Below are 24,693 nucleotides of genomic sequence, written 5' to 3'. Positions count from 1 at the left end.
GCTGCCGGGGGCTGGCCGGCCGAGTCAGCCGGCCGAGTCAGCCGTACGAGACCGACGAGTGCATCTCCCACAGCAGGAGTTCGGCGCCGGTCCCACCGGCCGACGGATCCGCGAACGCGTCACCGGTGATCCGCACGCTGTCCCCCGGCACCATCGAACGCCCCTCGCCCTTCGGGCCCGGCACCGTCCGGTAGCCCAGCGCGCCGGCCGTCAGATGCGCGTAGCGCCAAGCGGCGGAGGGCAGTCGCGGCAGCGGCTGCCACGGCCCCGCGGTCGCCAGCCAGAGCGCGGCGTCGCTGCGCCGCAGCCGCAGGACGTCCGCCCCGGCGTCGCGCTCCAGCCCGGAGGCCAGCAGCGTCAACCCGTCCGCGGCCGCTTCCACCCGGCGCAGCCCGTACGCCGGGGGCGCGTCGAACGCGTCCGGCTGGAGCCACATCTGGACGAACCGGACCGGCCCCTCGGCACCGCCGACGTTGCGCTCGGTGTGGGTCACGCCCGAGCCCGCGCTCAGGTGCTGGACCATCCCCGGGCGCACCACGCCGCTGTGGCCGTGCGAATCCCGGTGCGCCAGCGCGCCCTCCAGGACCCAGGTGAGGATCTCGGTGTCCCGGTGCTTGTGCTCGTCGAACCCGGCCCCGGGCGCGAGGAGTTCCTCGTTGCAGGCGAGCAGCGCGCCGAAGTGCGTGTTCTTCGGGTCGTAGTGCCCCGAGAAGGAGAACGCGTGCCTGGTCTCGACGCCCTCCGCCGGGGTGGAGAGGTAACGCTCGGCGGTGCGGCGGTGGTCCGCGCGGGGGCGGGCGGGGGCGTCGGTCACGGCCCCACCGTAACCGGTGTGACGGGTGCCACCGCGGCGCTCCGCCGGGGGGTGTGCACGAGCAGTGACTCACGTGAGGCAGTCTTGTCCTTGTGCCAGCCGCTTCCTCAGACGCCACCAGCGACCCCACCGAGAATCCCGCGCCGGGCGGGAAGGCCCCGGCCTCCGCACCGGGCCGCCACCGCCCCGGCCGCTCCGCGCCGCGCCTGACCCCGCAGGAGCGCAGAAACGCCGCGGACCGCGCCGAGCGCCGGGCCGCGACGCTCAAGCGGCTGGAGAAGTCCTCGGGCAAGCTGGCCAGCGCCGCGATCGCGCGGATGGACGACCAGCTCGGCTGGTACCGGCGGATGCCGCCGGAGCACCGCTCCTGGATCGGCCTGGTCGCCCAGGCGGGCATCGCCGCCTTCACCGAGTGGTACCGCCAGCCGGAGGCCGCGCAGGCGATCTCCACCGACGTCTTCGGCACCGCCCCGCGCGAGCTGACCAGGGCGATCACGCTGCGCCAGACCGTCGAGCTGATCCGCACCACGATCGAGGTGATGGAGGAGGCCATCGAGGAGGTGGCCGCCCCCGGCGACGAGGCGGACATGCGCGAGTCCGTGCTGGTCTACGCCCGGGAGATCGCCTTCGCCACCGCCCAGGTCTACGCCCAGGCGGCCGAGGCGCGCGGCGCCTGGGACGCCCGGCTGGAGGCGCTGGTCGTCAACTCGCTGCTCTCCGGCGATGCGGACGAGGGAGTGCTCTCGCGCGCCGCGGCGCTCGGCTGGGGCCAGCCGAGCCAGGTCCGGGTGGTGATGGGCAGCGCCCCGGACGGCGACAGCGAGCTGGTCGTCGAGGCGATCCGCCGGGCCGCCCGCTACGCCAAGCTGAACGTGCTGACCGGCGTCCTGGGCAAGCGCCTGGTGGTCGTGGTGGGCGGCGACAAGGAGCCGGTGCACGCGGCCCGGGCGCTGATCGGCCAGTTCGCGCCGGGCCCGGTCGTGGTCGGCCCGACCGTGCCCGACCTGCTCTCGGCCACCCGTTCGGCGCACGCCGCCGCGGCCGGCCTGCGGGCCTGCGCCGCCTGGCCGGACGCCCCCCGCCCGGTGCTGGCCGACGACCTGCTGCCCGAACGCGCGCTCGCCGGCGACGAGGCGGCCCGCCGCCAGCTGGTGGAGGAGATCTACACACCGCTCGACGAGGCGGGCTCGGCCCTGCTGGAGACGCTGAGCGTCTACCTGGAGCAGGCCTCCTCGCTGGAGGGCGCCGCCCGGATGCTCTTCGTCCACCCGAACACGGTGCGCTACCGGCTCCGACGTGTGACCGACGTCACGGGCTACGCGCCATCGGACGTTCGATCGGCGTTCACGCTGCGGATCGCCCTGGCCCTCGGCCGACTGACGTCCGTCGGCGAGCAGGGCTGACCAGGATGTAGGGAACTTACAATCCCGGATGGTTTTCTTCGTTACCGTCGCCTACCCGCCCCCGGGCGCCTGGCGAGAGAGGGTTGAACCGTGCTCGTAATCGTCGCCCCTGGACAGGGTGCCCAGACCCCCGGTTTCCTCAGCCCCTGGCTGGAGGTCGACGGTGTCGCCGACCGCCTGAGCGGCTGGTCGGAGGTCGCCGGACTCGACCTCCTGCACGCCGGCACGGAGGCTTCCGCGGAGGAGATCAAGGACACCGCCGTCGCCCAGCCGCTGCTGGTCGCCGCCGGCCTGGTCACCGCCCGCGCGCTCTTCCCCGACGAGACCGCCGCCCGTTCCCTGGTCGGCGCCGTGGCCGGCCACAGCGTCGGTGAGATCACCGCCGCCGCCGGCGCCGGTGTGCTCGGCGCCCACGACGCGCTGACCTTCGTCCGGGAGCGCAGCCGCGCGATGGCCGAGGCCGCCGCCGTCACCGAGACCGGCATGACCGCCGTCCTCGGCGGCGACCCGGAGGCCGTCGCGGCCAAGCTGACCGAGCACGGCCTGACCCCGGCCAACAACAACGGCGGCGGCCAGATCGTCGCCGCCGGCACGCTCGCCCAGCTGGAGGCGCTGAAGGCGGACCCGCCGACCGGCGCCCGGCTGATCCCGCTGAAGGTGGCGGGCGCCTTCCACACCGAGCACATGGCCCCGGGCGTCGAGCGGCTGGCGAAGCTGGCCCCGACCCTGACCGTGGCCGATCCGCAGGTGCGCTACGTCTCCAACCGGGACGGCGCGGTGGTCTCCTCCGGCACCGAGGTGCTGGAGCGTCTGGTGTCGCAGGTCTCCAACCCGGTCCGCTGGGACCTCTGCATGGAGACGCTGGCCGCGCTGGGCGCGACCGCCGTGATCGAGCTGGCCCCCGCGGGCACGCTCACCGGCCTGGTCAAGCGCAACCTCAAGGGTGTGGCGACGCTCGCCCTCAAGACCCCCGCCGACCTCGACAAGGCTCGCGAGCTGATCGCGGAGCACGGCGGTAAGGACCAGGAGAGCCAGGCATGAGTGAGCGCAGCGAACGAATGATCGGCAGGTGCGCATCTTGCGAAGCGACCGCCGAGCGCAGCGAGGTGGCCGCATGAGTGAGCACAGCGAACGAATGATCAGCAGGTGCGCATCTTGCGAAGCGACCGCCGAGCGCAGCGAGGTGGCCGCATGAGCAAGCCGCAGATTCGTCCTTCGACCGGGGCCGAGTACTCACGGATCCACGGCGTGGGCGGTTACCGTCCCGTCCGCGTGATCCCGAACTCCGAGGTCCTGGAGTGGATCGAGTCCTCGGACGAGTGGATCCGCACCCGCAGCGGCATCGCCGAGCGCCGTTGGGCCGGTCCGGAGGAGAGCGTCGCCGAGATGTCGGTGCAGGCTGCCGGCAAGGCCATCGCCCAGGCCGGGATCGCCCCCGACCAGATCGGCGGCGTCATCGTCGCGACCGTCTCGCACCTCAAGCAGACCCCCGCGATCGCCACCGAGATCGCCGAGCGCCTGGGCTGCGGCACCGCCCCGGCCTTCGACATCTCGGCCGCCTGCGCCGGCTTCGGCTACGGCCTGGGCCTGGCCGACGGCATGATCCGCGGTGGCAGCGCCGAGTACGTGCTGGTGATCGGCGTCGAGCGGCTGAGCGACCTGACCGACCAGTCGGACCGCTCGACCGCGTTCATCTTCGGCGACGGCGCCGGCGCCGCGATCGTCGGCCCCTCCGACACCCCCGGCATCGGCAAGGTGATCTGGGGCTCGGACGGCTCGCAGAAGGACGTCATCTCGCAGACCCAGGCCTGGGACACCGCGTTCGCCAAGCCCGACGCCGTCAACGGCGCGGGTGAGGAGGCCAAGTGGCCGGCCCTGCGGATGGAGGGCCAGACGGTCTTCCGCTGGGCCGTCTGGGAGATGGCCAAGGTGGCCCAGCAGGCGCTGGACGCCGCCGGCATCACCGCCGACCAGCTCGGCGCCTTCATCCCGCACCAGGCCAACATGCGCATCACCGATGCCATGATCAAGGCCCTCAAGCTGCCCGACTCGGTGCCGGTCGCCCGCGACATCACCGAAACCGGGAACACCTCGGCGGCCTCCATCCCGTTGGCGATGGAGCGCATGCTGGAGAGCGGCGAGGCCCGCAGCGGAGACCTCGCGCTGATCATCGGGTTCGGGGCGGGTCTCGTGTACGCCGCGGCAGTCGTTACGCTCCCCTAGGCGCGTTTCGCCCCACTCATCCGCAAGCCTGCGTCCGTCCGCCGGTCGGACGCGTTCAACACCGAAGAGGAGCAGCCAGTATGGCTATGGACAAGGCCGAGGTCCTGGAAGGTCTCGCCGAGATCGTCAACGAGATCGCCGGCATCCCGACCGAGGACGTCCAGATCGACAAGTCGTTCACCGACGACCTGGACGTCGACTCGCTCTCCATGGTCGAGGTCGTCGTGGCCGCCGAGGAGCGCTTCGACGTCAAGATCCCGGACGACGAGGTCAAGAACCTGAAGACCGTCGGCGACGCCGTCGAGTACATCGTCACCAACGCCGCCTGAGCGGTCGCGTGATCGTCGGTCGGCTCGCCGAGTCGGCCGACCCGCCGGCCGGGCCGCCCCCACCGGGCGCCCGGCCGGGCCCCACCCCCCGGCTCGCCGCCGACCCCGCACCAACGTGAGAGAAGAAGAACCAGTGACCGCTGAAAACCGTACCGTGGTCGTCACGGGTATCGGCGCCTTCACGCCGCTGGGCGGCGACGCCGCCACCACCTGGGAGAACCTGGTGGCGGGCCGTTCCGGAGTGTCGGCCCTGACCGAGGAGTGGGCCGCGGACCTGCCCGTCCGCATCGCCGCCCGCACCGCGGTCGACCCCGGCGAGATCCTGCCCCGCCCGCTGGCCCGCAAGCTGGACCGCTCGGCGCAGTTCGCGCTGATCGCCGCCCGCGAGGCCTGGGCCGACGCCGGCTACGAGACCCCGGCCACCGACGAGTCCTCCAAGCTCGCCCCCGAGCGCCTCGGCGCGGTCATCGCCTCCGGCATCGGCGGCGTGACCACCCTCCTCGACCAGTACGACGTACTGAAGGAGAAGGGCTCCCGCAAGGTCTCCCCGCACACCGTCCCGATGCTGATGCCCAACTCCCCGGCGGCCAACGTCGGCCTGGAGGTCGGCGCCCGCGCGGGTGTGCACACCCCCGTCTCCGCCTGCGCCTCCGGCGCCGAGGCGATCGGCTACGCGATCGAGATGATCCGCAGCGGCCGCGCCGACGTCGTGGTGGCCGGCGGCACCGAGGCCGCGATCCACCCGCTGCCGATCGCCGCGTTCGCCAACATGATGGCGATGTCCAAGAACAACGACGACCCCGAGCGCGCCTCGCGCCCGTACGACAAGGGTCGCGACGGCTTCGTCCTCGGCGAGGGCGCCGGCGTCGTCGTGCTGGAGTCGGTCGAGCACGCCGAGGCCCGCGGGGCCCGGATCTACTGCGAGGCCGTGGGCCAGGGCCTGTCCTCGGACGCCCACCACATCGCCCAGCCCGAGCCGACCGGCGCCGGCGTGGCCCGCGCGCTGGCCGACCTGTTCGACCGCAACACCCTCGACAAGGCCGAGATCGTGCACGTCAACGCGCACGCCACCTCGACCCCGCAGGGCGACACCGCCGAGCTGAAGGCGCTGCGCAAGGAGCTCGGCGAGCACCTGGACCACATCGCCGTCTCGGCCACCAAGTCGATGACCGGCCACCTGCTGGGCGGCGCCGGCGGCATCGAGACCGTCGCCACCGTGCTGGCCCTCTACAACCGGCTCGCCCCGCCGACCATCAACGTCGAGGAGCTCGACGACGACGTGGACGCGGACATCGTGCGCGACGAGGCCCGCGCGCTGCCCGCCGAGGGCCGGATCGCGGCGCTGAACAACTCGTTCGGCTTCGGCGGCCACAACGTGGTGCTGGCCTTCCGCACCCGCTGACCCGCCCGTACGTCCGGAAGGGGCCGGCGCTCTTCGTGAGCGCCGGCCCCTTCCGTCGTTCCGGGGGTGCGTGCCGGAGGTCAGACCACCTGGTGCAGCCAGCGCACCGGCGCACCCTCACCGGCGTACCGGAACGGCTCCAGCTCGTCGTCCCAGGGCTTGCCGAGCAGCCGGGAGATCTCGGCCTCCAGGTCGGCCCCCTCGCTGCGGGCGCGCAGCAGGACGGCGCGCAGCCGGTCCTCGGGGATCAGGATGTCCCCGTGGATGCCCGTGACGGCGTGGAAGATGCCGAGCGAGGGCGTGCTGCTGTAGCGCTCGCCCTCCGCCGTGGCGCAGGGCTCGCTGGTGACCTCGTACCGCATCAGCTGCCAGCCGCGCAGCGCGGAGGCGAGCTTCGAGGCCGTACCGGGCTCACCCTGCCAGGAGAGCTCGGCGCGCCAGTGTCCGGGTGCGACCGGCTGGCGGATCCAGTCCAGGCTCACCCGCACACCGAGCACTCCCGCGACGGCCCACTCGACGTGCGGGCACAGCGCGCGGGGCGCGGAGTGGATGTAGAGAACTCCACGTGTCGTCACCGGGACCTCCAGGCTGTGGACGAGGGTCGCCTTCCCCAGCTGCCTCGTGCCTGCAGTTGATCCACAGTTACCCACGTTTGCCGACATTAAGCCACTAAATTGAGCAAAACGGACAGGCTTTCGCTCAATGCTAGTCGAATCCTCAACGAGGTCTACCCCTCGGCCGGATCTCTCCCCCGAACGGCCCCATCGCCAGGCGGGACCACCGTACCGCGCCGCCCCGCACGATGGATGACGTGCTTTCGGATCCGGCCGGAATACGGTAGTGCGACGCCCCTCCCTGCGCCGTGCATGCAAACCGCCCCGCGCGCCCGGGCGGGCGGCGGGGCGGTCGGATTCCCTGATGACGGGTCAGGCGCCCAGGCGGACGACCATCTTGCCGGTGTTGGCGCCGCGCAGCAGGTCGATGAAGGCCTCCACCGCGTTCTCGAAGCCGTCCACCACGGTTTCGTCGGAACGGAGTTCACCGGCCGCGAGCCAGCCCGCGACCTCGCCGACGAACTGCGGCTGGAGCGCGGCGTGGTCGCCGACCAGCATGCCCTCCAGGCGTAGCCGCTTGCCGATCGCGAGCGCGAGGTTGCGCGGGGCGGCGGGCGCGGTGGTGTCGTTGTACTGGGCGATGGCGCCGCAGAGCACCGCGCGGCCGTGCACGCCGAGCGCGCCGAGCGCGGCCTCCAGGTGGTCGCCGCCGACGTTGTCGAAGTAGAGGTCGATGCCCTCCGGGGCGACCTTGGCGAGCTGCTCGGCGACCGGGCCGTCCTTGTAGTTGAAGGCGGCGTCGAAGCCGTACTCGTCCACCAGCTTGGCGACCTTCTCCGCGGAGCCGGCCGAGCCGACCACCAGGGAGGCGCCCTTGAGCCGGGCGATCTGGCCGACCAGCGAGCCGACCGCGCCGGCCGCGCCGGAGACGAAGACCTTGTCCCCCTCCTTGAGGGCGCCCACGGCGAGCAGGCCCGCGTAGGCGGTCAGGCCGGGCATGCCGAGCACGCCGAGGTAGGCGGAGAGCGGGGCGGCGGTGGCGTCGACCTTGACGGCGCGCTTGGCGTCGACGGTCGCGTACTCGCGCCAGCCGAGGCCGTGCAGCACGGCGTCGCCGGGGGCGAAGCCCTCGGCCTCCGAGGCGACGACGTAGCCGACGGCGCCGCCGTCCATGGCCTCGCCCAGCCGGAACGGCGGCAGGTAGGACTTCACGTCGTTCATCCGGCCGCGCATGTACGGGTCGACCGAGAGGAAGGCGTTGCGGACCAGGATCTCGCCCGGGCCGGGGGTGCGGACCGGGGCCTCGACGAGGGCGAAGTCGGCCGGGACCGGCCAGCCCTGCGGACGCGCGGCGAGGTGCCACTCACGGGCGGTGGCCGGCGCTGCCTGCTCTGCCATCGGATTGTTCCTTTGTTCCTGGGAGTGATCGGCGGTGTCTCACACCTGAAAGGTTGAGTGAATGAAGTAACGATGGACATGAAAGGTTCAGGTTGTCAACTTTTCAGGTAGACTGTGCCCCATGGAGACGCAGCCGACCGCGGCCGCCACGCCGCAGCAGCCCGACGAGATCACCCGCGAGGTCGTCGACCTCATGGCCAACCTGGTCGCACTCTTCCACCGCGAGTACGAGGACGCCGCGGCCGCCCGGTCGCTCACCGGGGCCCAGGCCAAGGTGCTCGCCCTCCTGCGCCGGGGGCCGATGCCGATGCGGCAGATCGCCCAGACGCTCAGCTGTGAGCCGTCGAACATCACCGGCATCGTCGACCGCCTGGAGTCCCGCGGCTTCGTGACCAGGGAGGCCGACCGGCAGGACCGCCGGGTCAAGCTCGTCGCCGCCACCGACAGCGGCGCCGCCGCCTCCGAGGAGTTGCGCGAGTCGCTGAACTTCGCCCGCGAGCCGCTGGCCGCGCTCGGCCAGGACGAGCGGACGGTCCTGCGCGACCTGCTCCGACGGATGCTCACGGGCGCCTCCGGACCCGGAGCGTGACCAGCATCACAGGCGCGGGCGCCGAACCCGGACCTTCACCGAGGTAACCGAACGCCTTCCCGAAACGTCTAATGTTCGAACACCGAACAGCAACAGACGAAGACGGGGGGACCGCGACGATGAGCAGCAGCTCGCCCAGGCGGCGTTTCCTGCGGACCGCCATCGGCCTGGCCGCCGTCCTGGTGCTGTCCGTCGTGGGGGCCGGGGCCTGGTTCTACCACCGGCTCGACCACAACATCACCACGTTCGACGCGGGCGGCGTCGCCACCGAGCGCCCGCCCGCGCCCGCCCCGGCGACGCCGGGCGCCCAGGTGCCGGTCAACGTCCTGCTGCTCGGCTCGGACACCCGGGACGACGGCAACGACGCGCTCGGCGGCGGCGACGAGGGCGTCGGCAACTCGGACACCGCGATCCTGGTGCACATATACGCGGACCACAAGCACGCCGTCGGCGTCTCGATACCCCGGGACACCCTGGTCACGATCCCGTCCTGCAAGCTGCAGGACGGCACCTGGACCAGGCCGCGCAACGACCAGATGTTCAACTCGGCCTTCAGCCTGGGCCAGTTCGCGCACGGCAACCCGGCCTGCACGCAGAACACCGTCGAGAGCCTCACCGGCCTGCGGATCGACCACACCGTCGTGGTCGACTTCAAGGGCGCGGCCGCGATGACCGAGGCCATCGGCGGCGTGGACGCCTGCGTGCCCAACGACGTCGACCAGTACGGCATCCACCTCAAGAAGGGCCTGCAGAAGCTCTCCGGGCAGTCCGCGGTGGACTACCTGAGGACGCGGCACGGCATCGGCGACGGCTCGGACATAGGCCGGATGAAGCGCCAGCAGGCCTTCCTCTCCTCGATGATCAAGAAGGTCCAGGCCCAGGGCTTCTCGCTGCCCACCCTGCTGCCGCTGGCCGACGCGGCCACCAAGTCGCTCACCGTGGACGAGGGCCTCGGCACCGCGATGAAGCTCGTGGACTTCGCCCGGTCCGTCCAGGACATCAAGCTCTCCGACGTCACCTTCGTCACCGCGCCCTGGCGCTTCGCCGGGGAGCGCGTCCGGCTGGTGCAGCCCGACGCGGACACCCTGTGGAAGCTGCTCAAGGAGGACCGCACCCTCGACGGTCAGGGCACCGCGGGCACGGGCGCGGCCACCGCGTCCGCGAGCGCCGGCGCGACGGCGTCCGCCTCCGCCGGTCCGCTCGCGCCCGAGCAGGCCGCGGCGCCGGTCATCGTGGTCAACGGGGTCGGCACCTCGGGCCTGGCCGGCTCCGGCGCGGCGGCGCTCAAGGCGCGCGGCTTCACGAACGTCACGCTCGGCGCCAACGACCCCGGGCGGCAGACCACCCAGGTCTCCTACGACCCGGCGCTGAAGGCCGCCGCCGACCAGGTGGCCGCCCTCTTCCCGGGCGCCAAGGCCGTCGAGGAACCCGGCAGCGGGGCGGTCACCGTCACCCTCGGCCGCGACTACCAGCCGGCCGGCACCCAGATCAACGACCTGGGCGCGAGCCCGAGCCCGACCGCGACGGTGCCCGGCGGGATCCCGACGGGCATAGCGGAGAACGAGCGCAACGCCGACACCGACCCCTGCACGAACCTGACGTTCGGGTAGGACACCGGGCAGGGCTCAGACCGGGTCCGGCAGGCCCGTGACGACGGCCGTCAGACGGGTGCCGCGGGGGAACTCCCCCGCGGCGGCCAGGTCGTGGAGGGCGGCCAGGAGCTTCGCGACGTACCGGCGCTCCAGCGCGACGCCGTGCCGGCGCTCGAACCGCTCGGCGAAGGCGGCGAGTTCGGGCCGGACCTTGCCGTAGCCGCCGCCGTGGTGGGCGTGGTCGATCCGCCAGTTGCCGAACTCCCGCCCGTACGCGGCCCGGTGGAGCCGCGCGACCTCGTCCTCCAGGTAACCCGCGCCGCCGCGCAGCACCGCCACGCCGAGCGCCCGGGCGCCGGACGGCAGGCCGGCCGCGATCCCGGCCAGCGTGCCGCCGGTGCCGACCGGACAGCAGACGACGTCACGGGCGCCGAGGTCGGTCAGCTCGGCCGGGATCGCCGCCGCGCCGATCGCGGCGAGCGCGTTGGAACCGCCCTCGGGGAGCACCAGGCACGGGCCCCACCGCCGTTGCAGCGCCGCCCGGCCCTCCGCATCGGCGGAGCCATCGCGGCCGGTCGCCTCGCGATACTCCGTGCGGGACAGGAAGGCGAGCTCCATCCCGGCCGCCTCGGCCGCCCGCAGCGACCAGTTGCGCGGCCGGCCGGCCAGCTCGTCGCCGCGGACGAGTCCGACGCTCTCCAGCCCCAGCGCCGCGGCGGCCACCGCGACCGCGCGCAGGTGCGTGGAGTACGCGCCGCCGAAGGTGAGCAGCCGGGTGTGGCCCTGCTCGACCGCCGCCGCCAGGTTGGGCCCGAGCTTGCGCCACTTGTTGCCGGGGACGGCCGGGTGCAGGAGGTCGTCCCGCTTGAGCCGGAGCTCGACCCCGGCCCGGGCGAGCGCCTCGTCGGTGCAGTCCACCAGCGGGGTCGGCAGCAGAGCGGGTTCGAGCACCGTCCCAGGTTACCGAGGCGGCGTCGGCGTCAGCAGGCCCAGGTTGTAGCCGGCGGCGACGGCGGACGCGCGGTCCTTGACGTCGAGCTTCGTGTAGATGTGGATGAGGTGGGTCTTCACCGTCGCCTCGCTGATGAACAGCCGGGCCGCGGCCTCCCGGTTGGTCGCGCCGGAGGCGACCAGCTCCAGCACCTCCACCTCGCGCGGGCTGAGCGCCTCCCGGACCGGCTCGCGGACCTGGCCGAGCAGTTTGGCGGCGACCGTCGGCGCGATCACCGAGGCGCCGCGGGCGGCCTCCCGGACGGCGTGGAAGAGCTCCTCGCGGGCCGCGTCCTTGAGCAGGTAGCCGGTGGCGCCGGCCCGGACGGCGGGCAGCACGTCCGCGTCGGTGTCGTACGTCGTGAGCACCAGCACCCGGCTGGTCAGGCCGCGCTCGGCCATCGTGCGGATCGTCGTGACGCCGTCCATCCGCGGCATCCGCAGGTCCATCAGCACGACGTCCGGGAGCAGCGCGGCGATCAACGGCAGCGCCTCCGCGCCGTCGCCGGCCTCGCCGACCACCTCGAAGCCGGGGGCGGCGGTGAACATGCCGCGCAGCCCGTCCCTGACCACCGGGTGGTCGTCGACCAGCAGCAGCCTGATCGGTGCCTCGTTCACGAAGGTCCCCCTCATTCCTCGATGCCGATCGCCGGCAGGGTCGCGGTCACCGTGGTGCCGGCGCCCGGTTCGGTCTCCAGGTCGAGCCGGCCCGCGAGGCGCTCGGCGCGGCGGCGCATCACGGCGAGACCGTAGCCGCCGCCGGTGGCGCGGGAGGCCGGTTCGGCGGCCGGGTCGAAGCCGACGCCGTCGTCCCGGACGTCCAGGGTGACGAGGCCGGGCATGTAGGAGAGCGTCAGTCCGACCCGGCCCGCCCGCGCGTACTTGGCGGCGTTGGCGAGCGACTCCTGGGCGATCCGCAGCAGCGTCACCTCGACCTCGGGGTGCAGCGGGCGGGCCTCGCCGGTGACGGTCAGCCCGGCGGTCGTGCCGTTGCGCTCCTGCCACTGCTCGGCGAGCTCGGCCAGCGCCTCCGGCAGGGCGGCGCGCTCCAGTTCCAGCGGGCGCAGCGCGTGGACGGCCCGGCGGGCCTGGGTGAGGCTCTCACGGGCGAGGCCGGCCGCGTTGTCGAGGTGGCGGCGCCACTGCTCGACCGGGGTGTCCTGCTCGCGGGCCAGGTCGGCGGCCTGGAGCTGGGTGACGATGCCGGCCAGGCCCTGGGCGACGGTGTCGTGCAGTTCGCGGGCGAGCCGGCGGCGCTCGTCGGCGGCCCCGGCCTCGCGGGCCTGGACCAGGAGCTGGGCGTGCAGTCCGGCGTTCTCGGCGAGCATCTCGGTCAGCAGCCGGTTGGCCTCGGCGAGTTCGGCGTTGGTGGCCTTGCGGCGCAGGCTCAGCCGGTCGGTGACCTCGCTGAGCGCGAGGATCACGCCGACGACCACCAGGTTGAAGGCCATGACCGCGAGGAGCCCGCCGACCTGGGCGGCGCCGGCGGGCAGCACCCCGCCGGTCTGGGAGAGCGCGCTCGGCACGGTGGTGGCCGCCGCGCCGGCGATCCGGGCCCGGCCGCGCAGGTACCGGGCGGCGTGCAGGTAGCCGGTGAAGGCGAAGAACCCGAAGTACGGGTTGTCCAGCACCAGGACGGTGATCAGCACCAGCAGGACGGCGAAGTGGGCACCGGCCCAGCGGGCGCGCCCGTCCGGGACCGGCCGGCGGTCGAGGGCGGAGCGCAGCACCAGCCACAGGAACGCGGCGGCCGCCGCCGGGAGGGTGGCGGCGGCGGAGCGCGCGGTCGGGACCGGGACCAGGAGGGCCAGCGCGAGGGCGATCAGCAGGGCGACGTAGCACAGCGGGCCGATCAGCCGGTCCAGGCGGTGCTGCCAGTCGCCGAGGGTGTTCTCGTCCGCGGCCGGCTCCTTGATCATTCCCACCGGAACAGCTTGGCAGCGGCGGCGCCCGCGAGCACCGCGTACGCGGCGAGTGTGAGCAGGCCCACGGCGTGCGGGAAGTGTCCGTTCCAGGAGTCCTGGAGGGCCTGGACGGCGGCGCCGCTCGGGGTGAAGTCGCCGATCCGGTCGAGCAGCGCGGGCGACATGTCGCGGGGCAGCCAGATCCCGGAGAAGAACATCATCGGGAAGAAGGCGAGGGCGCCGACCGCGTTGCCGGCCTTGGCCGAGGGGACGAACGAGGCGATCAGCAGGCCGACCGACATCATCGCGGCGGCGGCGAGCACGAAGGCCAGCAGGAAGCCCAGCGGCTGGCGCGGCAGCGGCACCCCGAGGGCCAGCCCGCCGAGGACGACCAGCAGCACCGAGACGGTCGCGATGCCGACGTACATCGGCACGAGCGCGCCGAACAGCAGCCCCGGGCGGACCGGGCTGGCCGACATCCGGCGCAGCACGCCGCGCTCGCGGTAGGCGGAGAGCAGCGACGGCAGGCCGTTGAGGCCGAGCAGCAGCAGGGTGAAGACGGCCAGGATCGGCGCGTACAGCTGGATGGTACTCATGCCGTGCAGGTCGGGCGAGGTGCGGCGCAGGGCCGGGATGCAGCCGAGGACGACCAGCAGCAGGACCGGGAAGGCCAGGCTGAAGAACGCGGTCAGCGGGTCGCGGAGGAACAGGCGGGCCTCGACGGTGGCCAGCCGGCGGACGGCGTGGACGGTGTGGTTCATGGCGGTGGGTCCGTTTCTGGAGTGCGGTGGCTCAGGCGTGGTGGCGGGTGAGGGCGAGGTAGGCGTCGTCGAGGCTGTGCTCGCGGATCCGCAGGCCGGTGACGACGATGCCCTCGCGGGCGAGCAGGCCGGTCACCTCGTCGGCGAAGTCCCCGGTGCCGGTGACCTCGATCCGGCCGTCCCGCTCCTCGACGGCGGTGACCCCGGGCAGGGCGGCCAGCCGGGCGGTGTCCAGCGGCGCGGTGGGACGGAAGCCCAGGGTGCCACCGGTGCCGGAGCGGGCGACCAGCTCGGCCGGGGTGCCGGCGGCGACGATCCGCCCGCCGTCCAGGACGGCGGCCCGGTCGCAGAGCGCCTCGACCTCGTCCATGAAGTGCGAGACCAGCACCACCGTCACGCCGTTGTCGCGGATCCGGCGGACCAGCTCCCAGGTGTCCCGACGGCCCTGCGGGTCGAGCGCGGTGGTCAGCTCGTCCAGGAACGCCACCTCCGGGTCGCCGACCAGCGCGAGGGCGATGAACAGCCGCTGGCGCTGGCCGCCGGAGAGCTTGTCGAAGGGCGTCCGGACCTCGCCGGCCAGCCCCCACTCGTCGAGCAGCTCGCGCGGCTCCCGCGGCTTCGGGTAGAGGGCGGCGTACAGCTCCAGCGCCTCGCCGACCCGCAGCGCGCCCTGCAGCTGGGCCTGCTGGAGCTGGATGCCGATCCGGGGGCGCAGCCTGTGCGCGTCGCGGACCGGGTCCAGGCCGAGCACCCGGACGGTCCCGGAGTCGGCCCGGCGCAGGCCCTCGCAGCACTCGACGGCGGTGGTCTTGCCGGCGCCGTTCGGGCCCAGCAGGCCGAACACCTCGCCGCGCTCCACGGTGAAGGACACGTCCTCCAGCACCTGGCGCCGCCCGTACGCCTTCCGCAGGCCCGCCACCTCGATCACGGCCATCGTGCCGCTCCCTCCCGTTCGTCCCGGGCGCTCCCCGGCTCACAACGAGCTTCCCGCGCGGGGGCCTTGCGGCGGATCGACCAGCCGGTCCTATCGCTCGGACGATGCGGTGGAGCGCCGATCAACCGATCGGTGGATGGCGGGTGGCGGCGCCGGGGGCGGACAGCACGGAGCCCGGCCGCCGGATCGGCGGCCGGGCTCACGGTCGAGCGGTCGTGCGGTCGTGCGGTCGTGCGGTCGGGTCAGCCCGCCCCGCCGTCCGAGTTCCGTGCGTCGACCGCGCGGCGCAGGGCGCGCCGGATGGGGCCGGTGACGGGGGCCAGCTTGTCGATCCTGGCCCGGAACTCGCGGCGCCGGCGCCACGTCAGGACCGAGCCCAGCCGGGCGCCGTCGGCCAGCGCGACCAGGGCGGCGTCGGCCCGGTCGACCCGGCTGAGCGGGCCCTTCAGCGCCGACGTGATGCCCGAGGCCAACGCCTTGTGCACCCGGGGCTCCGGCAGGGTGACCCGGGCGACCGGGAAGATCCCGAGGACCCGGCGCTTCTCGACCCGGATCCGGCCGTCGGCGGCGAGCCCGTCGCGAACCATGTGCGACGGAAATCCCTGGCGCCCGATCCAGCTCTTCCAGCTGCGCCGGCGTCCCTGGCGAATCTGCTCCAGCAGCCGGGCGGACAGCGGGTCGAGGCCGTCGGCCGCGCCGTCGACGCCGACCGGGTGCCGGCCGTCGTCGCGGATCAGCCCGCGGTGGAGGAGTTCGGTGAGCGCCGCCGCCCGCAGGGCCGGGTCGAGGTTCAGGGTGCCGGTGTGCCGCCCGCGCTCGGGGTCGTAGGCCAGCAGGTACAGCTTCTCCGGGAGGGTGGTGGGCACGTCCATCGTGGGCTCCAGGCTGGGGACGGTTGGGTGGGCCGCCCGGTCAGTCGGCGTCGGGGCCGTCCTCCGGGCTCTCCTTGGGCGGTCGGCCGCGCCGGGGAAGCGTCGCCGCACCGCTGGGCATCCGCCCCGCGTCGGTGAGGGCTCGGCGGAGCAGGAACTCGATCTGTGCATTCGCACTGCGCAGTTCGTCCGCCGCCCACCGGGCCAGCGCGTCGTGCACCGCCGGGTCCAGGCGCAGCAGGATCTTCTTCCGCTCGGTCGCCAACGCCGCGCCGCTCCTTACTGGTAGAGGGAGCCCGTGTTCACGACCGGCTGGGTGCCGCGGTCTCCGCAGAGCACCACGAGGAGGTTGCTCACCATGGCCGCCTTGCGCTCCTCGTCCAGTTCGACGACGTCGCGCTCGGCCAGCCGGTCCAGGGCCTCCTCGACCATACCGACGGCGCCCTCGACGATCAGCCTGCGCGCGGCCACCACGGCCCCGGCCTGCTGGCGCTGCAGCATCACCTGGGCGACCTCGGGCGCGTACGCGAGCCGGGTGATCCGGGACTCGACGACCCGCACGCCGGCCGACACGACCCGGGCGCCGATCTCGGCGGAGAGCTTGCGGGTGATCTCCTCGGCGCCGTCGCGCAGCGACAACTCGCCCTCGCGGTGGGCGTCGTAGGGGTAGCTGCCGGCGATGTGCCGGACGGCGGTCTCGGTCTGGATGGCGACGAAGTCGGTGTAGTCGTCGACCTCGAACACGGCCTTGGCGGTGTCCTCGACCTGCCAGACCACGACGGCGGCCATCTCGATCGGGTTGCCGTCGGCGTCGTTGACCTTGCTGGTCTCGGTCTCGTGGTTGCGGATCCGGGTGGAGATCCGGCGACGGCTGGTGAAGGGGTTCACCCAGCTCAGGCCCTCGGTGCGGATGGTGCCGCGGTAGTCGCCGAGCAGCTGGACCACCCGGGCCTCGCCGGGCGAGACCACGGTCAGGCCGGCCAGCACCACCAGCGAGGCCAGCGCGAGCACCGGCCCGGCGACCACCAGGGCGGTGCCGAGGCCCTTAGTGCCGCCGGCGATCTGCACGCCGCCGACGATGACCAGGGCGGCGCCCGCGACCAGCCCGAGCAGGCCGGCCCCGAGGACCGGCAGGCCGGCACGGGGGGTGATGAGGCGTTCGGTGATCTTGGGGACCGGGAGGTCCAGGACGGGGCCGTCTTCGTCGTCGACGTCGACGGGGATGCGCGGTGTGGTCATGGGACCGGCTCCTCCAGCGAGTGATTCCGCCTAGCAATCAAAGTGATATCACTTTTCGCGCAAGCGGGCCAGGGGCCGGAACGGAACGACGGGAGGTGGCGGCCGAGAGACCGCAAACGCGCTGCTCAGGCGCCCGGAACGTCAGCGAAACGTTCCCGGGCCCTTACCGAGCGGGTGAACTTCGGCGTGTAATCACCGCCGGACGGTCGCCGTTCGCCTACAGTTCTCGCAGGTCAGCGACCCCGCGGCCCGATGGGCCGGTCGATCTGGGTGGGGCGGGTGGGACTCGAACCCACGACCAAGGGATTATGAGTCCCCTGCTCTAACCGGCTGAGCTACCGCCCCGGTTCGCCGCGCGCGCCGGTCGTCGGCCACGGCAGCAGCAGACGGCCCCGAAAGGCCGTCCCGGGCAGCATAGCCGGTCGATCACCCGCGGTGCGCGCCGGGGGCGCACATGGGGTGCGCAGGCGTGCACGCGGTTTCCGTGCGGACCAGTCCGGTTGGCACGCGCGGCGGCGGGCGGGCAGCCTGAGCGGGTGACGATGCGTGAGGCGGGAGTGGCGGCGGGCACCGTGCTGGTGCTGCTGGCGGCGGCCGGCTGCACCACGGCGGCCCGGCCCGGCGCCGGCGCCCCGACCGTCACCTCGGCCCCGGCCTCGCCCGGTGCCTCGTCCGCCACGTCGGACGGCGCCCACGGCTGGAGCCGCCAGCGCCTCAAGGGCGCGATCGGCAAGCACACCGGGATCACCCGCACCGCCCGGCCCACCGTGCTCAACGGCCTGGTCGGCGCCGTCTTCACCCGCAACGCGGACGGCGACCACTTCTGCACCGCCAGCGTGGTCGACAGCGCCGGCCAGAACCTCGTCGTCACCGCCGCGCACTGCGTCTGGGACCCGAAGCTCGGCCAGCGCAGCGACCTGGTCTTCGTGCCCGGCTACCGCAACGGCGACACCCCGAGCGGCATCTGGCCGCTGGTGGCCGTCACCGTCGACGACGGCTGGAAGGACCACGCCGACCCGGACGTCGACGTCGCCTTCGCCGTCGTCGGGCCTCAGAACGGGCAGCAGGTGCAGCAGGTGCTCGGCGCCAACAAACTGGGCGTCGACCTCGGCTACCAGCTCCCCGTGCGGGTCACCGGCTACCCCGGGACCAGCGACGTCCCGATCACCTGCGCCAACAACACCGTCGAACAGAGCCCCACCCAGCTGCGGATCGACTGCCCCGACTACACCGGCGGCACCAGCGGCAGCCCGTGGGTCACCGACTTCGACCCGAGCACCAGGACCGGCACGGTGGTCGGCGTGATCGGCGGCTACCAGGAGGGCGGCGACAACCCCGACATCTCGTACACCAGCTACTTCGGGGACCGCGTCCAGGCGCTCTACGACCGCGCGACCCAGTAGCCGGGCGGGTCCGGGCGCCCCGCCGCGGTGTGATCGAACGACCGGCAGTGGCGCTGCCGCGCGCGGCCTGGTAGATCTTCCTCACGAACGGCGGATCGAAGGACCCGCACCCGCCCCGAGGAACGAGACGGAGCCCCGATGGCCCCCCGCCCGGCACGGCCCGCGCGCGCCGCACGGACGGCCGCGCTGACGGCCCTGCTGCTCGCCGCCGGCACCGCCTGCGCCGGGACGGACCAGGCGCCCACCGCCGAGGTCGCGCAGCAGAGCGCGGCCCGCGACCGCATCGGCACCCTCTCGGTCCGCACCCCGCAGGGCCCGCGGGCCTGCACGGCCAGCGTCGTCCAGAGCCCCGGGCACAACCTGCTGGTGACCGCCGCGCACTGCGTGCACAACCGCAGGGTCGGCCTGCTGGACGGCCTGGTGTTCACCCCGGGCTACCGCAACGGATACTCCCCCTACGGGAGTTGGCCGGTGCAGTCGATCACCGTCGACCCCCGCTGGGCGGACGACGACGATCCCGAGTACGACGTGGCGTTCATCACCGTCCGCCCGGTCGACGGCCGGGAGGTCGAGGACGCCGTCGGCGGCAACCGGCTCGCCACCGGCCAGGGCTTCGGGCTGGACGTGTCGGTCACCGGCTACCCCAACGAGCGCGACGAGCCGATCACCTGCTCGGTCCGGACCCGCTCGCAGAGCCCCACCCAGGAGCGCTTCGACTGCGGCGGCTACACCGACGGCACCAGCGGCAGCCCGTGGGTCACCCCCGGCGGGACGGTCGTCGGCGTCATCGGCGGCTACGAGGAGGGCGGGGACACCCCCGGCACGTCGTACAGCATCACCTTCGACGGCCGGGTCTCCGACCTGTACCAGCAGGCGACCGCCTGACGGCCCGGGGGTGACGGGGCCCGGGGTGACAGAGCTCGGTGTGACGGAGACGACACGGGGGCGGGAAACACGAAGGCCCCCCGGTCGTCCGAGGGGCCTTCGCTCTGAGCAGTCACCGGGCGCACCCGGTGCAGCTCCCGCATTTGGACTCGAACCAAAAACCTGCCGGTTAACAGCCGGCTGCTCTGCCAATTGAGCTATGCGGGATCGCGGTACACAACTGCCGTACCACGGACGGAAGAACGGACCCCGAGGGACCGCTTCCGGAGCTCCCCCAATTGGACTCGAACCAATAACCTGCCGATTAACAGTCGGCTGCTCTGCCAATTGAGCTATGGGGGATCGGCTTCCGCTCCGGCCCCCGGTTCCCCGGGCTCCTCGGCGTTCGCTGCGGGACATACATTAGCGCACTCGGGGGGGTGGTCCGCCAATCGCTTTCCCCCGCCGCCCCGGAGCCCCGTGCGGCGTGCCCCGCGCGCGCCGGGCGCACCCCCCGGGGATGCTGGGGACGCGGACGGTTCACCGTCCCGACGGACGGGTAGGGCAATGCGGCAGAAGGCCGCCAGGAGAGGGTGGAATCCGATCATGTGGAAGCTGTCGTTGGCCGTCGGACTCGCGGCCGGCTACGTCCTTGGCTCCCGGGCCGGGCGCCAACGCTACGACCAGATCGCCAAGGTCACCCGGCAGATCGCCCGGAGCCCCAAGGTCCAGGGCGCGACGGACCGGGCCAGGCAGCAGGCCGGCGCGGTGGCCGGGAAGGCCGCCGGCGCGGTCGCGGACCGGGTCGGCGACCACCTGCCGGCCGCCGTGACCGACCGGGTGCCGTACTTCAACCGGGCCCGCCCGGAGGACGACGGCTGGGGTACCTTCCGGCCGTGACACCCCGGTGAAGCCCGGGTGTCCGGGGGGCCGAAGACAGGCCCCCCGGGTACCGAACGGGCAAAGGCCTCCCCGGTCCGGACGCGTCCCGGGCCGGGCTGAGGCATGATCTCGACATGGCCATCGTCGCGGGGATAGACAGCTCGACCAGTCGCACCCGGATCGTCGCGTGCGACGCCGAGACCGGTGCCGTGCTGCGCTCCGGGAAGGCTCCGCACCCCGTCCCCGAGGGCACCGAGACCCGGGCCGGCGAGGCCGACCCGCAGGTCTGGCTGCACTCCCTCGGCGACGCGGCCGCCAGCGGCCTGCTGGAGGGCGTCCGCGCGATCGGAGTCAGCGCGCAGCAGCACGGCATGATCGGCCTCGACGCGGGCGGCGTGCTGGTGCGGCCCGCGATCCTCTGGCACGACCCGCGCTCCAGCGGGGCCGCCGCCAAGCTGCTCGACGCCCTCGGCGGCCCGGCCGCCTGGACGGCCGCGATCGGCGCCGTCCCCGGGCCGACGTACACCATCGCCAAGCTGCGCTGGCTGGCCGAGTTCGAGCCCGCCAACGCCCGCCGGGTGGCCGAGGTGCTGCTGCCGCACGACTGGCTGGTCTCCCAGCTGCTCGGCAGCCCCAAGCGCCGCACCACCGACCGGGGCGACGCCTCCGGCACCGGCTACTGGTCCCCGATCACCGGCGAGTACCGGCAGGACCTGGTGAAGCTCGCGCTCGGCCACGAGCTGAAGCTGCCCGACGTCCTCGGCCCCGCCGAGCCCGCCGGGCACACCCCCGAGGGCCTGCTGATCTCGGCCGGCACCGGCGACAACATGGCCGCCGCGCTCGGCCTCGGCCTGCGCCCCGGCGACGCGGTGGTCTCGCTGGGCAGCGCCGGGACGATCTTCGCGGTGCACGACCGGGCCGTCGTGGACGCCACCGGGCTGGTCTCCTCCTTCGCCGACGCCACCGGCCACCACCTGCCGATGGTCGCCACCCTGAACGCCGCCCAGGTCCTCCGCTCCACCGCCGCCCTGCTCGGCCAGGACCTCGACGGGCTGAGCGACCTCGCCCTGCACTCCTCCCCCGGCGCGTACGGCCTCGTCCTGCTGCCCTACCTGGACGGCGAGCGGACCCCCGCCCTGCCGCACGCGGCCGGCACCCTGTCCGGCCTGCGGGCCGAGTCGATGGCCCCGCAGCACCTGGCCCGGGCCGCCGTCGAGGGCATGCTCTGCAACATCGCGGACGCCCTGGACGTCCTGCGCGCCCAGGGCGTGGGGATCAAGCGGGTGTTCCTGCTCGGCACCGCCGGACGGCTGCCCGCCGTCCGGCACGTGGCCCCGCTGGTGTTCGGCGTCCCCGTCGTCATCCCCCCGCCGGGCGCCCACGCCGCCCGCGGGGCCGCCCGGCAGGCCGCCTGGGCGTTGGCCGGCACGCCCGGGCCGCCGCAGTGGGAGCTCGCCGGGGCCGAGACCGTCGAGCCCGAGGGCGACCAGGACCTGGCGATCGGCTCCGCGGTGCTGCGCCAGTACCGGGCCGCCCGGGAGCGGATCCACCCGGAGACGGCCGCCTGAGCCGTCCGGCTCCGCGGATCCGCCCGATGAAGGTGCGTCAGCCCGCCCCCGGTGGCAGCGTGGGACGGGACACGGCCACCCGAGCGAAGGGCGACAGGCACCCATGGCGCTGCACAAGGGGGCCGGCGACGACCGCCGGCTGAGCATCAGCCCGTTCGTGGCCACCGCCGACCCGCTCGGCGCGATGGAGCTGGCTCCGCCGCTGCACCGCCTCGGCGACGGCCCCGTCCCGGCCGACACCGCCTACCAGCTGATCCACGACGAGCTGATGCTGGACGGCAACGCCAGGCTCAACCTGGCCACCTTCGTCACCACCTCGATGGAGGCGCAGGCCACCCGGCTGATGACCGAGTGCCTGGACAAGAACATGATCGACAAGGACGAGTACCCGCAGACCGCCGAACTGGAGCGGCGCTGCGTGGCGATCCTCGCCGACCTGTGGCACGCCCCCGACCCGGACGCCGCCGTCGGCTGCTCCACCACCGGCTCCAGCGAGGCCTGCATGCTGGCCGGCCTCGCGCTCAAGCGCCGCTGGATGCGCCGCAACGCCGAGCGCTACGCGGCCGGGGCCCGGCCCAACCTGGTGATGGGCGTCAACGTCCAGGTGTGCTGGGAGAAGTTCTGCACCTTCTGGGAGGTCGAGGCGCGCACCGCCCCGATGGAGGGCGAGCGCTTCCACCTCGACGCCCTGCGCGCGGTCGAGCTGTGCGACGAGGACACCATCGGCGTCGTCGGCGTCCTCGGCTCCACCTTCGACGGCTCCTACGAGCCGGTCGCCGAGATCTGCGCGGCCCTGGACGAGCTCCAGCGGCGCACCGGCCTCGACGTCCCGGTGCACGTGGACGGCGCCTCCGGCGGCATGGTGGCGCCCTTCCTCGACCCCGACCTGGTGTGGGACTTCCGGCTGCCCAGGGTCGCCTCGATCAACACCTCCGGCCACAAGTACGGGCTGGTCTACCCCGGCGTCGGCTGGGCGCTGTGGCGCGACCACGAGGCGCTGCCGCAGGAGCTGGTCTTCCGGGTCAACTACCTCGGCGGCGAGATGCCCACCTTCGCGCTCAACTTCTCCCGGCCCGGCGCCCAGGTGGTCGCGCAGTACTACACCTTCCTGCGGCTCGGCCGGGAGGGCTTCCGGGCCGTCCAGGGCGCGTCCCGGGAGGTCGCGACCTACCTGTCCGGGAGGATCGGCGAGCTCGACGGCTTCCGGCTGCTCACCCGCGGCGACCAGCTGCCGGTGTTCGCCGTCACCACGGACGACGGCGTCCCCTTCGACGTGTTCGACGTGTCCCGGCGCCTGCGCGAGCGCGGCTGGCAGGTGCCCGCGTACACGTTCCCGGCGAACCGGGAGGACCTGTCGGTGCTGCGGGTCGTGTGCCGCAACGGCTTCTCCCGCGACCTCGCCGACCTGCTGCTGGCCGACCTCGGCCGGTTGCTGCCCGAGCTGCGGCGCCAGCCCGTCCCGTTGAAGGAGCTCGGGGTGCCGGCCCGGACGGGGTTCCACCACTGAACCGTCCCCGCCGGACCTCCCAGTGAACGGCCACGACGGGGAGGGCGCCGGAGCGCCCTCCCCGTCGTGCGTCCCGGTACGTCCGGGGCAGCCTCCCCCCGCGAGGCTGCCCCGGACGGTGGGGGTACCGGGACCTGGGTGTCGGACGGACGACCGCTGAACGGTCCGCGTCCGAACGAAGCGTCCGGTGGGCGAACCGCACCGGCTAGAGAACTGTGCACGACGGAGACACGATTGTTCGAGCGTCCCCGGGGGTTGTGAGACACTTCGGTCCGTCTCAGCGCCAGGACCTGGGGTTTGGGACGGCCGAAGGTTGAGGTTGGAGAAGCGGAGACACCCGAACGGCCCGGGGTCGGAGCCCCCCTCACCCGGAGCTCCCCCCGATCGATCCTCCCGATCCACCGTCTCGATTGCATGGAAGGGCCGCATGGGTTCCGCCTGGAAGCAACTGCCCGAGGAGCTGACCGGGCCCGCTCGAAGCCTTGCCGAGGAACTGCGCACGCTCAAGGACGCCGCCGGGCTCTCGCTGTCCGAGCTCGCCACCCGGACCCACTACAGCCGGGCCTCCTGGGAGCGCTGGCTGAACGGCAAGCGGGTCATCACCGAGCAGGCCCTGGACGCGCTGATCGGGGCCGTCGAGTGCGACGGGCCCGCCCTGCGGGCGCTCTGGCAGCACGCCGCGGCCGGGCCCTCCGACGCGGAAGCCGGTGCGCAGGACACGGCCGCCGAGGCCGACGCGGACGCTCCGCGGGTCGTCGGCGTCCAGGACACCGCCGAACCGGTCGAGGTCCTCCCGGCCGGCGAGCCCGAACCCGCCACGGCCTGGTGGCGGCGCCCCGCCCCGCTGCTGGCCTGCGCGGCCGTGGTGGCCCTCGTCCTGGTCCTGGTGGGCCTGCGGGCGACCCGGCACGACAATCCGTCGACGCCCCTCGCCGACCCCGGCACCTCCTCCGCCCCCGTGACGGTGCCCGCCAAGCCCGTCTCGTCCGACCCCACCTGCCAGGCCATGGGCTGCGCGCACAAGAACCCCAAGGACACCGGCTGCGGCAAGGACGCCCGCACGCTGCAGTCCGACGTCATCGGCAAGGTCGTCATCTACCTCCGCTACAGCCAGAAGTGCCAGGCCGTGTGGGCGGCGATCAACGAAGGCCAGCCGCAGGACTACGCGACCATCACCAGCAGCACCGGTGAGAGCGAGCAGGCGCTGATCCACTACGGCTACGACAACTACTCGCTGATGCTCAGCGCGGCGGACCCGGCCGTCACCTTCCAGGTCTGCGGGCACCAGCCCGAGGGCAACCTGTGCATCGCGCCGATGTCCGACCCGGCGGGCATGGTGGCGTCCACCCCGATCCCGGTCGGACCCGCCTCGCCGCCCCCGGGGGTCGGGGGCACGGCGAGTCCCACGGCCGACGCCACCGCGAGCCCGTCCGCCGCTCCCACGGCCGTGTCGTAGCGGCGCCGC

24 protein-coding genes and 3 tRNA genes are annotated in these 24,693 nt (G+C 73.6%); 13 read left to right on the top strand and 14 right to left on the bottom strand.

What is annotated here, in order from left to right; translation table 11 throughout:
* Positions 1-37 precede the first annotated feature (37 nt).
* Positions 38-814, bottom strand: coding sequence for a pirin family protein (locus ACFXDE_RS12275; protein ID WP_380493429.1), 777 nt, complete (start codon positions 812-814; stop codon positions 38-40).
* 206 nt (positions 815-1,020) lie between these two features.
* On the opposite strand from ACFXDE_RS12275, the gene ACFXDE_RS12270 reads away from it, so the two are divergent.
* The 5 genes from ACFXDE_RS12270 to fabF all read left to right on the top strand — a co-directional run bounded on the left by ACFXDE_RS12270 (position 1,021) and on the right by fabF (position 6,171).
* Positions 1,021-2,217, top strand: a complete 1,197-nt coding sequence (locus tag ACFXDE_RS12270; RefSeq protein WP_380439440.1) for a PucR family transcriptional regulator — start codon at positions 1,021-1,023, stop codon at positions 2,215-2,217.
* Positions 2,218-2,307: 90 nt separating this feature from the next.
* Positions 2,308-3,258, top strand: coding sequence for an ACP S-malonyltransferase (locus ACFXDE_RS12265; RefSeq protein ID WP_380439285.1), 951 nt, complete (start codon positions 2,308-2,310; stop codon positions 3,256-3,258).
* Between the two features lie 150 nt (positions 3,259-3,408).
* On the top strand, positions 3,409-4,440 hold the full coding sequence (locus ACFXDE_RS12260; protein WP_380439283.1) for a beta-ketoacyl-ACP synthase III: 1,032 nt from the start codon (positions 3,409-3,411) through the stop codon (positions 4,438-4,440).
* Between the two features lie 80 nt (positions 4,441-4,520).
* Complete coding sequence (locus ACFXDE_RS12255; RefSeq protein WP_380439280.1) at positions 4,521-4,769, top strand: acyl carrier protein; 249 nt, start codon at positions 4,521-4,523, stop codon at positions 4,767-4,769.
* A gap of 133 nt (positions 4,770-4,902) precedes the next feature.
* On the top strand, positions 4,903-6,171 hold the full coding sequence (gene fabF / locus ACFXDE_RS12250) for a beta-ketoacyl-ACP synthase II (RefSeq protein WP_380439278.1): 1,269 nt from the start codon (positions 4,903-4,905) through the stop codon (positions 6,169-6,171).
* A gap of 80 nt (positions 6,172-6,251) precedes the next feature.
* Here fabF and ACFXDE_RS12245 read toward each other — a convergent pair whose 3' ends face one another.
* Together ACFXDE_RS12245 and ACFXDE_RS12240 are read right to left on the bottom strand one after the other, a co-directional pair.
* Positions 6,252-6,746, bottom strand: a complete 495-nt coding sequence (locus ACFXDE_RS12245; RefSeq protein WP_359969683.1) for a DUF3145 domain-containing protein — start codon at positions 6,744-6,746, stop codon at positions 6,252-6,254.
* A gap of 351 nt (positions 6,747-7,097) precedes the next feature.
* On the bottom strand, positions 7,098-8,123 hold the full coding sequence (locus ACFXDE_RS12240) for an NADP-dependent oxidoreductase (RefSeq protein WP_380493425.1): 1,026 nt from the start codon (positions 8,121-8,123) through the stop codon (positions 7,098-7,100).
* A gap of 121 nt (positions 8,124-8,244) precedes the next feature.
* Between ACFXDE_RS12240 and ACFXDE_RS12235 the strand changes: the two genes are divergently transcribed.
* Positions 8,245-8,712, top strand: coding sequence for a MarR family transcriptional regulator (locus tag ACFXDE_RS12235; protein WP_329931053.1), 468 nt, complete (start codon positions 8,245-8,247; stop codon positions 8,710-8,712).
* Positions 8,713-8,831: 119 nt separating this feature from the next.
* Positions 8,832-10,322 carry an LCP family protein gene (locus tag ACFXDE_RS12230; protein WP_380493423.1) on the top strand — a complete coding sequence of 497 codons (1,491 nt, stop codon included), beginning with the start codon at positions 8,832-8,834 and terminating at the stop codon, positions 10,320-10,322.
* Between the two features lie 15 nt (positions 10,323-10,337).
* On the opposite strand, the gene ACFXDE_RS12225 is transcribed toward ACFXDE_RS12230, so the two are convergent.
* The 9 genes from ACFXDE_RS12225 to ACFXDE_RS12185 form a co-directional block, all read right to left on the bottom strand.
* Positions 10,338-11,255, bottom strand: coding sequence for a 1-aminocyclopropane-1-carboxylate deaminase/D-cysteine desulfhydrase (locus tag ACFXDE_RS12225; RefSeq protein ID WP_380493421.1), 918 nt, complete (start codon positions 11,253-11,255; stop codon positions 10,338-10,340).
* Between the two features lie 9 nt (positions 11,256-11,264).
* On the bottom strand, positions 11,265-11,912 hold the full coding sequence (locus ACFXDE_RS12220) for a response regulator (protein ID WP_380445347.1): 648 nt from the start codon (positions 11,910-11,912) through the stop codon (positions 11,265-11,267).
* 11 nt (positions 11,913-11,923) lie between these two features.
* Positions 11,924-13,213, bottom strand: a complete 1,290-nt coding sequence (locus ACFXDE_RS12215) for a sensor histidine kinase (RefSeq protein ID WP_380493544.1) — start codon at positions 13,211-13,213, stop codon at positions 11,924-11,926.
* Positions 13,210-13,959, bottom strand: coding sequence for an ABC transporter permease (locus ACFXDE_RS12210; RefSeq protein ID WP_380493419.1), 750 nt, complete (start codon positions 13,957-13,959; stop codon positions 13,210-13,212). Before ACFXDE_RS12210 ends, ACFXDE_RS12215 begins: the two co-directional genes overlap by 4 nt.
* Before the next feature lie 31 nt (positions 13,960-13,990).
* Positions 13,991-14,893, bottom strand: coding sequence for an ABC transporter ATP-binding protein (locus ACFXDE_RS12205; protein WP_380493417.1), 903 nt, complete (start codon positions 14,891-14,893; stop codon positions 13,991-13,993).
* A 242-nt stretch (positions 14,894-15,135) separates the two neighbouring features.
* On the bottom strand, positions 15,136-15,765 hold the full coding sequence (locus ACFXDE_RS12200; protein WP_380493416.1) for a GPP34 family phosphoprotein: 630 nt from the start codon (positions 15,763-15,765) through the stop codon (positions 15,136-15,138).
* Positions 15,766-15,805: 40 nt separating this feature from the next.
* Positions 15,806-16,030, bottom strand: coding sequence for a hypothetical protein (locus ACFXDE_RS12195; RefSeq protein WP_380445343.1), 225 nt, complete (start codon positions 16,028-16,030; stop codon positions 15,806-15,808).
* A gap of 14 nt (positions 16,031-16,044) precedes the next feature.
* Positions 16,045-17,004: an SPFH domain-containing protein gene (locus tag ACFXDE_RS12190; protein WP_380445342.1), complete on the bottom strand. Its 960-nt coding sequence runs from the start codon at positions 17,002-17,004 to the stop codon at positions 16,045-16,047.
* A gap of 271 nt (positions 17,005-17,275) precedes the next feature.
* Positions 17,276-17,349, bottom strand: a tRNA-Ile gene (locus ACFXDE_RS12185).
* Positions 17,350-17,546: 197 nt separating this feature from the next.
* Here ACFXDE_RS12185 and ACFXDE_RS12180 point away from each other — a divergent pair.
* Together ACFXDE_RS12180 and ACFXDE_RS12175 are read left to right on the top strand one after the other, a co-directional pair.
* Positions 17,547-18,407, top strand: coding sequence for a hypothetical protein (locus ACFXDE_RS12180; protein ID WP_380445351.1), 861 nt, complete (start codon positions 17,547-17,549; stop codon positions 18,405-18,407).
* A gap of 138 nt (positions 18,408-18,545) precedes the next feature.
* Entirely contained in the window at positions 18,546-19,292 is a 747-nt protein-coding gene (locus tag ACFXDE_RS12175) for a trypsin-like serine peptidase (RefSeq protein WP_380445341.1), read from the top strand.
* A gap of 134 nt (positions 19,293-19,426) precedes the next feature.
* Here ACFXDE_RS12175 and ACFXDE_RS12170 read toward each other — a convergent pair.
* Together ACFXDE_RS12170 and ACFXDE_RS12165 are read right to left on the bottom strand one after the other, a co-directional pair.
* A tRNA-Asn gene (locus tag ACFXDE_RS12170) sits at positions 19,427-19,499 on the bottom strand.
* A gap of 62 nt (positions 19,500-19,561) precedes the next feature.
* Positions 19,562-19,634: transfer RNA gene (locus tag ACFXDE_RS12165), tRNA-Asn, on the bottom strand.
* A 243-nt stretch (positions 19,635-19,877) separates the two neighbouring features.
* Between ACFXDE_RS12165 and ACFXDE_RS12160 the strand changes: the two genes are divergently transcribed.
* The 4 genes from ACFXDE_RS12160 (at position 19,878) to ACFXDE_RS12145 (ending at position 24,684) form a co-directional block, all read left to right on the top strand.
* Positions 19,878-20,171 carry a hypothetical protein gene (locus ACFXDE_RS12160; RefSeq protein ID WP_380445340.1) on the top strand — a complete coding sequence of 98 codons (294 nt, stop codon included), beginning with the start codon at positions 19,878-19,880 and terminating at the stop codon, positions 20,169-20,171.
* 116 nt (positions 20,172-20,287) lie between these two features.
* Positions 20,288-21,721 (top strand): FGGY family carbohydrate kinase, encoded by a 1,434-nt coding sequence (locus ACFXDE_RS12155; protein ID WP_380493414.1) that lies wholly within the window; start codon positions 20,288-20,290, stop codon positions 21,719-21,721.
* Positions 21,722-21,824: 103 nt separating this feature from the next.
* Positions 21,825-23,228 carry a glutamate decarboxylase gene (locus ACFXDE_RS12150; RefSeq protein WP_380493412.1) on the top strand — a complete coding sequence of 468 codons (1,404 nt, stop codon included), beginning with the start codon at positions 21,825-21,827 and terminating at the stop codon, positions 23,226-23,228.
* A 427-nt stretch (positions 23,229-23,655) separates the two neighbouring features.
* A complete protein-coding gene (locus ACFXDE_RS12145) occupies positions 23,656-24,684 on the top strand; it encodes a helix-turn-helix domain-containing protein (protein WP_380493410.1) in 1,029 nt (342 codons plus the stop codon).
* Positions 24,685-24,693: the final 9 nt, after the last annotated feature.

This window comes from Kitasatospora sp. NPDC059408, assembly GCF_042751525.1.
Taxonomy (GTDB): Bacteria; Actinomycetota; Actinomycetes; order Streptomycetales; family Streptomycetaceae; genus Kitasatospora.
The sequence above is the reverse complement of the archived record's forward strand: the minus strand, read 5'-3'. Positions and strand labels throughout refer to the sequence as shown.

Coding starts and splice junctions, on each gene's coding strand:
- ACFXDE_RS12260 (WP_380439283.1), top strand. CDS start 3,409: ATGAGCAAGCCGCAGATTCGTCCTTCGACCGGGGCCGAGTACTCACGG.
- ACFXDE_RS12255 (WP_380439280.1), top strand. CDS start 4,521: ATGGCTATGGACAAGGCCGAGGTCCTGGAAGGTCTCGCCGAGATCGTC.
- ACFXDE_RS12240 (WP_380493425.1), bottom strand. CDS start 8,123: ATGGCAGAGCAGGCAGCGCCGGCCACCGCCCGTGAGTGGCACCTCGCC.
- ACFXDE_RS12235 (WP_329931053.1), top strand. CDS start 8,245: ATGGAGACGCAGCCGACCGCGGCCGCCACGCCGCAGCAGCCCGACGAG.
- ACFXDE_RS12230 (WP_380493423.1), top strand. CDS start 8,832: ATGAGCAGCAGCTCGCCCAGGCGGCGTTTCCTGCGGACCGCCATCGGC.
- ACFXDE_RS12215 (WP_380493544.1), bottom strand. CDS start 13,213: ATGATCAAGGAGCCGGCCGCGGACGAGAACACCCTCGGCGACTGGCAG.
- ACFXDE_RS12210 (WP_380493419.1), bottom strand. CDS start 13,959: ATGAACCACACCGTCCACGCCGTCCGCCGGCTGGCCACCGTCGAGGCC.
- ACFXDE_RS12205 (WP_380493417.1), bottom strand. CDS start 14,893: ATGGCCGTGATCGAGGTGGCGGGCCTGCGGAAGGCGTACGGGCGGCGC.
- ACFXDE_RS12200 (WP_380493416.1), bottom strand. CDS start 15,765: ATGGACGTGCCCACCACCCTCCCGGAGAAGCTGTACCTGCTGGCCTAC.
- ACFXDE_RS12190 (WP_380445342.1), bottom strand. CDS start 17,004: ATGACCACACCGCGCATCCCCGTCGACGTCGACGACGAAGACGGCCCC.
- ACFXDE_RS12180 (WP_380445351.1), top strand. CDS start 17,547: ATGCGTGAGGCGGGAGTGGCGGCGGGCACCGTGCTGGTGCTGCTGGCG.
- ACFXDE_RS12175 (WP_380445341.1), top strand. CDS start 18,546: ATGGCCCCCCGCCCGGCACGGCCCGCGCGCGCCGCACGGACGGCCGCG.
- ACFXDE_RS12160 (WP_380445340.1), top strand. CDS start 19,878: ATGTGGAAGCTGTCGTTGGCCGTCGGACTCGCGGCCGGCTACGTCCTT.
- ACFXDE_RS12155 (WP_380493414.1), top strand. CDS start 20,288: ATGGCCATCGTCGCGGGGATAGACAGCTCGACCAGTCGCACCCGGATC.
- ACFXDE_RS12150 (WP_380493412.1), top strand. CDS start 21,825: ATGGCGCTGCACAAGGGGGCCGGCGACGACCGCCGGCTGAGCATCAGC.
- ACFXDE_RS12145 (WP_380493410.1), top strand. CDS start 23,656: ATGGGTTCCGCCTGGAAGCAACTGCCCGAGGAGCTGACCGGGCCCGCT.